Source organism: Monashia sp. HAY1-5C (assembly GCF_056755255.1).
In genome coordinates this window covers 1-8,191 of the sequence record NZ_JBPGXG010000175.1, presented here as the reverse complement: position 1 = coordinate 8,191, position 8,191 = coordinate 1, and the positions used below count along the sequence as shown (strand labels likewise).

Sequence of the window (8,191 nt, the reverse complement as noted above, 5' to 3'; positions counted from 1 at the left end):
TCGAGGCCCAGGTGGCGCAACGCCTGGACCTTGCGCGGGTTGTTCGTCAGCAGCACGACGGCCTCCACCCCCAGGTCGTGCAGCATGGCGGCGCCGGCGGCGTACTCGCGCGCGTCGACCGGCAGCCCGAGCGCGGTCTGCGCGTCGACGGTGTCGGCGCCCCGGTCCTGCTGGGCGTAGGCCCGCAGCTTGTCGACGAGCCCGACACCGCGCCCCTCGTGCCCGCCGAGGTAGACGACGACGCCCCCCTCGGCGCCGACGCGCGACAGCGACGCCTGCAGCTGCGGACCGCAGTCGCAGCGCAGCGAGCCGAAGGCGTCGCCGGTCAGGCACTCGGAGTGCATCCGGGTCAGCACCGGGCCGGTCCCGGTGAGACCCTGCAGGCCGCGGGGACTGACGAGCGCGACGTGCTCGTCGCCGGTCAGGGTGTCGCGATAGCCGTGCGCGGTGAAGGTGCCGTGGACCGTGGGGATCCGGGTCGTGGCGAGCCGCTCGACGCGGTCGTGGCGCTGGCGGTGCTCGACGAGCTGTTCGATGGTGACGACCGGCAGACCGAACTCCCGGCCGAGCGCCACGACGGCGTCGAAGCGCATCATCCGGCCGTCGTCGTGGACCAGCTCACCGATGACGCCCACGGGCTCGAGGCCGGCCAGGCGCGTCAGGTCGACCGCGGCCTCGGTGTGCCCGGCTCGCGTCAGCACGCCTCCCGGTCGGGCGCGCAGCGGCAGGATGTGTCCGGGGCGGATGAGGTCCGCGGGAGTCGACGCGGGGTCCGCGAGCACCTGCGCGGTGCGCAGGCGGTCGGCCGCGCTGATCCCCGTCGTGACCCCCGACGCGGCGTCCACCGAGACCGTGTAGGCCGTCCGGAGCGGGTCGCGGTTCTCGGCGACCATGAGGGGCAGGTCGAGGCGGTCCGCCACGGCGTCCGGTACCGGCGCGCAGAGGTAACCCGACGAGTGCCGGATCGTCCATGCCATCCACTCCTCGGTGGCGGTCGCGGCGGCCAGCACGAGGTCGCCCTCGTTCTCGCGGTCCTCGTCGTCGAGGACGAGCACGGGCCGGCCGGCGCGCAGCGCGTCGAGGGCCTCCTCGACCGTCGACAGGCCGCTCATGGCGCGACCTCCTCGCCGGCCGGTCGGTACCGAAGCAGACGTTCGACGTACTTGGCGATGACGTCGACCTCGAGGTTGACGACCTCGCCGGTTCCCTTGTGCCCCAGGGTCGTCAGTGCGAGCGTCGTCGGGATGAGCGAGACGGTGAAGGCATCGTCGGTGACCGACGCGACCGTGAGCGAGACGCCGTCGACCGTGATCGAGCCCTTCTCGACGACGTAGCCGGCGAGGTCGGCGGGGAGCGTCAGCTCGACGGTCTCCCAGCGGTCGCCGGGCGTGCGCCCCGTGATCGTCGCGGTGCCGTCGACGTGACCCTGCACGACGTGGCCGCCGAAGCGTCCGTCGGCGGGCATGGCGCGCTCCAGGTTGACGCGTTCGCCCGCGCGCAGCGCGCCGAGCGAGCTGCGGCGGAGAGTCTCGGCCATGACGTCGACGGCGAAGCCCTCGGCGTCGTGCTCGGTCACGGTCAGGCACACGCCGTTGACGGCGATCGAGGCGCCGTGCACGGCGTCGGACACGACGAGCGGACCGGTGATGCGGAGCACGGCGGAGTCCGCGCCGTGCTCGATGGCCGCGACGGTGCCGAGCTCCTCGACGATTCCGGTGAACATGGGACTACTCCTTGGTGGTGGCGTGGATGCGCACGTCTCCGTCGACGAGCGTCACGTCCGTGGTGTGCAGGCGGAGGGTGTCGGCGACCGTGCCGACCCCGAGGTCGGCCACGGCGGTCGGACCGGACCCCAGGAGGGCCGGCGCGAGATAGGCGTAGACGTCGTCGACGAGCCCAGCGGCGAGGAAGGCACCCGCGAGCGTCGGCCCTCCCTCGAGCCAGACGTCACGGATCCCCTTGTCCCACAGCCGCTCCAAGGCCTCCTTGGGATCACGCGTGCGCAGGTGCAGCACGTCGCCGGGCCCGGCGTGCACGGCCGCGGAGGCGGGCACGTCGCGCAGGCCCATGACGACGCGGAGCGGTTGGACGGGGACGTCGGTGCCCGACGCGTCGCGGACGGTCAGACGCGGGTCGTCGGCGAGGAGGGTGCCGGTGCCGACGAGGACCGCGTCACGGGTCGAGCGCAGCCGGTGCACGTCGGCCCGGGCGCCCGGACCGGTGATCCACCGGCTCGTGCCGTCGGCGGCGGCGCTGCGCCCGTCGAGCGTGGCGGCGAACTTCCACGTCACGAGGGGGCGGCCGAGCGCGACCGTGCGCGCCCAGCGGGCGTTGAGCTCGGCCGCCTCGTCGGCGAGCAGCCCACCGGTGACCTCGACCCCGGCCGCGTGCAGGTGCTCGGCCCCGCCGGCGGCGTCGGGGTTCGGGTCGCTCTGGGCGAAGACGACCCGGGCCACGCCGGCCTCGACGAGGGCCGCCGCGCAGGGCCCGGTACGCCCGTGGTGGGCGCACGGCTCGAGCGTCACGTAGGCGGTCGCGCCCACGGCGCGCTCCCCCGCGTCGGCGAGGGCGTCGATCTCGGCGTGGGGCGTCCCGGCCCCGTGGTGGAACCCCTCCCCGGCGACGGTGCCGTCGGGTGCGACGAGGACGCAGCCGACGCGCGGGTTGGGGTCGGGCCACGGGCCGGACGCGGCGAGGTGGAGTGCTCGCCGCATCCAGGCCGTGGCCACCGTGTCACGCATGTGGTGCTCCGGTCAGCCGGTCTTGGCGGGGGTGAGGTCGGGCTCGACGTCGACGCGGTCGCTCGTGCGAGTCACCTTGACCCACTGGAGGAAGCCGTAGACGACGAACAGGCCGTAGAAGATGTAGAGCACCGACGTCGGCACGTAGTCGGTGGCGAAACCGAGCGGCACCCCGACGAGGTCGACGGCGATCCACGCGAGCCAGAACTCGTTCCAGCCGCGGGCCATCGCGTACGTGGCGACGATCGAGCCGACGAAGATCCACGCATCGCACCAGAAGAACCACCACTGCGGCGTCCAGAACGGGTTGGGGGCGGCCTCGGACAGCATCCGGAAGACCTGCGCGGCGATGACGGTGCCCACGAGCCAGAACGCGACCGACACGGTGCGCTCGCGCCCGGTGGCCCAGCGCGGGGTGATGGCCACCCCAGACGCGTCACCGGCGTGGTTGAGCCGGCGCACCTGGCTCCAGCGCCACCAGCCGTAGACGCTCGTGACGATGAAGAAGATCTGCCGGCCGGCCTGGCCGAAGAGCGGGATGCGCTGGTCGGCACCGAAGAGGGCGCCGGTGTAGACGAAGAAGAGCAGGATGTTGGCGACGATCCCGACGGGCCAGGCCCAGACGAGGCGCTTCATCCCGAGGTAGGCGGACGCGACGCCGATGAGGACGCCGACGAGCTCGGTCCAGTGCAGCTGGTAGGGACCGATGGGGATGGCGGCGTCGAGGACCTGCTGGAACAGGTTCTGCGATGCGCCCGCTGCTGCGAGTGTGACCATGTGGTGTTCGTCCTCGGAGGTTCGTGGTGTGTGTCGGACGAACTCCGGGGGTACTCCACAGGTCCGGTCGGGCTGGCGCGGACCTCACGGGTGCGCGCTCACCGGCCGTCGACGGCCTGTCTCGTGCTGCCTCCCATCCGGACTTTCACCGTCGGTCCTGGAATCTCACCAGGTCAACCGGCCGCTGGATGCGGTCGGGTCGCGGACTGTAACCGCCGGCTCGGAATTACACCGACCCCGGAGCACGTGCCCCCCAGTATGCACCCGGCCAACGCTGCCCTGCACCCGGCGTCCACGGTGACGCCGACCACGGTCTTCGCGGGACCGCGCGGGACCGGCGACCGAGGGGTCAGTGGCGGTGGCGCTCGGCGAGGAGGCGCAGCTGCTCGACCGCGGCGGCCGCGTCCTCGGCCCCGTAGACGGCCGATCCGGCGACGAACACGTCGGCACCGGCCTCGGCGCACTGCTCGATCGTGTCAGCGCTGACGCCACCGTCGACCTGCACCCAGATCTCGCCGCCGTGCCGCCGCACGGCCTCGCGCACCTGCGCGACCTTGGGCATCTGGTCGGCCATGAACGACTGGCCGCCGAACCCGGGCTCGACGGTCATGACGAGGACCATGTCGAGCTCGGGAAGGAGGTCCTCGTACGGCGCGAACGGCGTACCCGGCTTGATCGCCATCGACGCGCGGGCACCGGCCGCCCGCAGCGTCCGGGCCAGCGCGCGGGCGTCCCGTGCCGCCTCCACGTGGAAGGTCACCGACTGGCAGCCGGCCTCGGCGTACATCGGCGCCCACCGGTCGGGGTCCTCGATCATCAGGTGCGCGTCGACCGGGACCGGGCTGACCTTGAGCAGGGCCTCGACGACGGGAAGGCCGAGGGTCAGGTTGGGCACGAAGTGGGCGTCCATGACGTCGACGTGGGCCCAGTCGGCGTTGCCGATGCGGCGCAGCTCGGACTCGAGGTTGGCGAAGTCCGCGGACAGGATGCTCGGGGAGATCTGCACGCGCACAGCCTAGGGGCCGTCCCAGGCGCGGCCGCGGGGCGTCAGTCCACGCAGAGGCAGAACGGGTGGCCGGCCGGGTCGAGGAAAACCCGGAAGCTCGTGCCGGGCTGATGGTCGTGCCGCGTCGCACCGAGGGCGAGGACGTCGGGCTCGGCGGCGTCGAGGTCGTCGACGACGACGTCGACGTGCATCTGCTGCGGCACCTGCTGGCCGGGCCACTCCGGGGCCTGGTAGCCCTCGACCTGCTGGAAGCAGATGCACTGGCCGTTCTCGGCGCGCACCTCGCCCCACCCGTCGGACACCTCGACCGACCAGTCGAGCAGGGCACCGTAGAACGTTGCGAGAGCGGCCGCGTCAGGGCAGTCGATGACGAAGCTGGGATAGCGGGCGATGGCCATGACCCGGACCGTAGCGGCAGTTCCGGACGTTCGGCGTCCGCAGCGGGCGGGCGGCTGCACGGTCGACTCGAAAGCGTCACCGACAGGAGTGCGCGCTTGCGGCAGGAGTGGCCGCTGCACGGCGCACCTCTGGCGGAAGGGTGCAGCACTGGCGGCAGAGGTGTGCGCCTCTGGCGGACGCGCGCACCTGGGGCGCACCTGCGGGTCCGCGCTCAGCGCCGACGCAGCAGGGCGAGGAACATCGCGTCGGTGCCGTGGACGTGGGGCCAGAGCTGGACGAAAGGTCCCTCGCCGAGGCCGTCGAGCCGACGACCGGACGCGTCGCGGAACAGGTCACGGGCATCGACGAGCTCGACGTCGTCGCGCTTCTTCAGCACGTCGGTGACGACGAACCGCGTCTCGTTGAGGTGCGGGCTGCACGTGGCGTAGGCGACGAGGCCGCCCCGGGCCGTGGCGTCGATGGCCGACGCGAGCAGCTCACGCTGCAGGCCGGCGAGCGCGGCGACGTCGCCCGGGCTGCGGCGCCACCGCGCCTCGGGGCGGCGACGCAGGGCGCCGAGGCCGGTGCAGGGCGCGTCGACGAGGACCCGGCTGTACCGGCCCGGCTCGTCGTCGCCGACGTCGCGGCCGTCACCGTGGCGCACCTCGACCGTCGTGCCGGCGTCGGCGGCTGCGGCGCGCGCCGCGTCGAGGGTCTGGCGCACGAGGTCGGCGCGGTGGTCGCTGACCTCGTTGGCCACGAAGGGAGTCCGCCGCTGGACGGCGATGGCCGCAAGGAGCCCGGCCTTGCCACCCGGCCCGGCGCACAGGTCGAGCCACCGCTCGTCGGCCGCCGCATCGTCGGTGACCTCGGCCGCGGCCAGGGCGAGCGCGAGCAGCTGCGAGCCCTCGTCCTGCACGGCGGCCCGCCCCTGCCGGACCGCCGCCAGAGCGCCGGGGTCACCCTCGGGCAGCACGGCCCCGACCGGGCTCGTCCACGACGGCTCGGCGCCGGCGTCGACGAGCTCCTCGACGGTGCTCAGGCCCGGCCGGGCGACGAGCGCGACGCGGGGCGGTGCGTTGTCGGCGGCGAGCAGCGCCGCGAGCGGCTCGTCGACGTCGGAGGCCGTCGCGGCTCCGTGACCGATGAGCGCGGCGCGCAGCGCCTTGACGACCCAGGCGGGGTGCGAGGTGCGGACGGCGAGCGCCTCGACCGGGTCGGTGGTGCGGGCCGTCACCGCCTCGAGCCACGCGTCGAGGTCGCGCTCGCTGATCCGGCGCATGACGGCGTTGACGAACCCCGCCGCCCCGGCCCCGTTCACCTGCCGCGCGAGGGCGACCGTCTCGTCGACAGCAGCGTGCGTCGGCACCCGCATGCCGATCAGCTGGTGCGCCCCGAGGCGGATGGTGTCGAGGACGCGCGGGTCGATCCTGTCGACGGGGCGGTCGGCGGCGACGGCCGCGATGGCGTCGTAGAGCCCGCGCAGACGCGTCGCCCCGTACACGAGCTCGGTGGCGAAACCGGCGTCACGGCCGCTGATCCGCTTCTCGCGCAGGTGCTTCGGCAGCGCGAGGTTGGCGTAGGCACCCTGCGCGACGTCGCGCATGACGGTGTAGGCGGCCAGGCGCGCCGGGTCGGTGCGGCGAGCGCGCTCGGACGGGCGTTGCGAGGACCGGTGCTGGGCCGAGCGACTGCGCGCCGGCGGACGCTGGCGCTCCCCTCGCCGGTCAGGCCGGTCGGGCCGGTCGGGCACGTCGCGCCCGGTCTGCTCGTCACTCACCGCCGAGCACCTCCCCCGCCCCGACGCGGCTCCCGCGGGCCCAGTCGGCGGCAGGCATCGGCTTCTTGCCGTGGGCCTGCACGGTGCCGAGACGGACCGGCACCGTGCCGGTACCGACGAAGACGGCCCGCTTCGTGACGAGCAGCCGGCCCGGTGGCAGCGTCTCCTCGTCGGGGACCTCGCCGGGAGCGACCGGCGTCACGGGGGCGAGCTTGAACCGCTCGCCACGGAACGTCGTCCACGCTCCCGGCGAGGGGGTGCAGCCGCGCACGAGGCGGTCGACGGCGGTGGCCGGGTGGGTCCACGTGATGCGCGCGTCTTCGACCTCGATCTTCGGGGCGAGCGACACGCCCTCCGCCGCTTGCGGGACCGCGACGAGCTCCCCGCTCTCGATGCCGTCGAGCGTGGCGACGAGCAGACCCGCTCCGGCGGAGGCCAGGCGGTCGAGCAGGTCGCCGGCGGTGTCGGTGGGCCGGATCGGCTCGGTCATGACGCCGTAGACGGGCCCGGTGTCCAGGCCCTTCTCGATGCGGAACGTCGAGGCGCCGGTGACCTCGTCGCCGGCCATGATGGCGTGCTGCACCGGCGCGGCACCGCGCCAGGCGGGCAGGAGCGAGAAGTGCAGGTTGACCCAGCCCCGGGTCGGGACGTCGAGAGCGGCCTGCGGGATGAGGTTGCCGTAGGCGACGACGGGACACGCGTCGGGCGCGAGGGCACGCAGCGCGTCGAGGAGCTCCGGCTCACCCAGCCGCGCCGGGGTCAGCACGGGCACGCCGAGCTCCTCGGCCCGGCGACGCACCGGCGAGGCCTCGAGCCGGCGGCCGCGGCCGGCGGGGGCGTCCGGACGCGTCAGCACTCCGACGAGCTCGTGGCCCGAGGCGGCGACGGCGTCGAGGCTCGGCAGGGCCACCTCGGGGGTGCCGGCGAAGACGACCCTCACAGCGCGCGGCCGAACGTCGAGTGCGGGCTGATGCGGACCTCCGGCGGGTTCTCGGCGAACCACTCCGCCTCGCGGATCGCGCGCATCGCCGCCTTGCGCGCCTCGGGGTCGAGGCGGTCGACGAAGAGGATGCCGTCGAGGTGGTCGGTCTCGTGCTGGACGGCTCGGGCGAGCAGCTCGGTGCCCTCGAGGACGACGGGCTCGCCCCACATGTTCTGGCCCTTCGCCACGACGGACAGGGCGCGCTTCGTGTCGAAGGCGAGGCCGGGGATCGACAGGCATCCCTCCGGGCCGTCCTGCTCCTCCTCGGACAGCTGCAGGTCGGGGTTGACGAGGTGGCCGAGGATGCCGTCGACGTAGTAGGTGAACACCCGCAGCCCGACGCCGAGCTGGGGCGCGGCGAGGCCCGCGCCGGGAGCGTCGAGCATGGTGTCCTCCAGGTCCTTGACGAGGACCCGGAGCTCCTTGTCGAAGTCGACGACCTCGGCGGCGCGGCTGCGCAGCACCGGGTCGCCGAAGAGGCGGATGTCCTTGATCGACACGGAGGCTGTCTCTTATACACATCTGAC

Annotated in this window: 9 protein-coding genes and 1 riboswitch; all 9 genes read right to left on the bottom strand. The window is 73.8% G+C overall.

From position 1 onward, the window contains the following. On the bottom strand, window positions 1–1,112 hold a 1,112-nt coding region (ribB, locus tag ACR9ZK_RS19515; RefSeq protein ID WP_481343629.1), incomplete at its 3' end, for a 3,4-dihydroxy-2-butanone-4-phosphate synthase. Beyond that, window positions 1,109–1,723 carry a riboflavin synthase gene (locus tag ACR9ZK_RS19510; protein WP_481343628.1) on the bottom strand — a complete coding sequence of 205 codons (615 nt, stop codon included), beginning with the start codon at window positions 1,721–1,723 and terminating at the stop codon, window positions 1,109–1,111. The genes ribB and ACR9ZK_RS19510, both read right to left, overlap by 4 nt. Window positions 1,724–1,727: 4 nt before the next feature. Continuing rightward, window positions 1,728–2,741, bottom strand: coding sequence for a bifunctional diaminohydroxyphosphoribosylaminopyrimidine deaminase/5-amino-6-(5-phosphoribosylamino)uracil reductase RibD (gene ribD / locus ACR9ZK_RS19505; protein WP_481343627.1), 1,014 nt, complete (start codon window positions 2,739–2,741; stop codon window positions 1,728–1,730). 12 nt (window positions 2,742–2,753) lie between these two features. After that, window positions 2,754–3,518 (bottom strand): nicotinamide riboside transporter PnuC, encoded by a 765-nt coding sequence (gene pnuC, locus ACR9ZK_RS19500; protein ID WP_481343626.1) that lies wholly within the window; start codon window positions 3,516–3,518, stop codon window positions 2,754–2,756. A 120-nt stretch (window positions 3,519–3,638) separates the two neighbouring features. Continuing rightward, window positions 3,639–3,767: riboswitch (FMN riboswitch) on the bottom strand. A 100-nt stretch (window positions 3,768–3,867) separates the two neighbouring features. Continuing rightward, entirely contained in the window at window positions 3,868–4,524 is a 657-nt protein-coding gene (gene rpe / locus ACR9ZK_RS19495) for a ribulose-phosphate 3-epimerase (protein ID WP_481343625.1), read from the bottom strand. 41 nt (window positions 4,525–4,565) lie between these two features. Further along, a complete protein-coding gene (locus ACR9ZK_RS19490; protein ID WP_481343624.1) occupies window positions 4,566–4,922 on the bottom strand; it encodes a VOC family protein in 357 nt (118 codons plus the stop codon). A 212-nt stretch (window positions 4,923–5,134) separates the two neighbouring features. Then, window positions 5,135–6,682, bottom strand: coding sequence for an RsmB/NOP family class I SAM-dependent RNA methyltransferase (locus tag ACR9ZK_RS19485; protein WP_481343623.1), 1,548 nt, complete (start codon window positions 6,680–6,682; stop codon window positions 5,135–5,137). Next, a complete protein-coding gene (gene fmt / locus ACR9ZK_RS19480; protein ID WP_481343622.1) occupies window positions 6,675–7,622 on the bottom strand; it encodes a methionyl-tRNA formyltransferase in 948 nt (315 codons plus the stop codon). The genes ACR9ZK_RS19485 and fmt overlap by 8 nt, the downstream gene beginning before the upstream one ends. After that, window positions 7,619–8,164, bottom strand: a complete 546-nt coding sequence (gene def / locus ACR9ZK_RS19475) for a peptide deformylase (RefSeq protein WP_481343621.1) — start codon at window positions 8,162–8,164, stop codon at window positions 7,619–7,621. The genes fmt and def overlap by 4 nt, the downstream gene beginning before the upstream one ends. Window positions 8,165–8,191 lie beyond the last annotated feature (27 nt).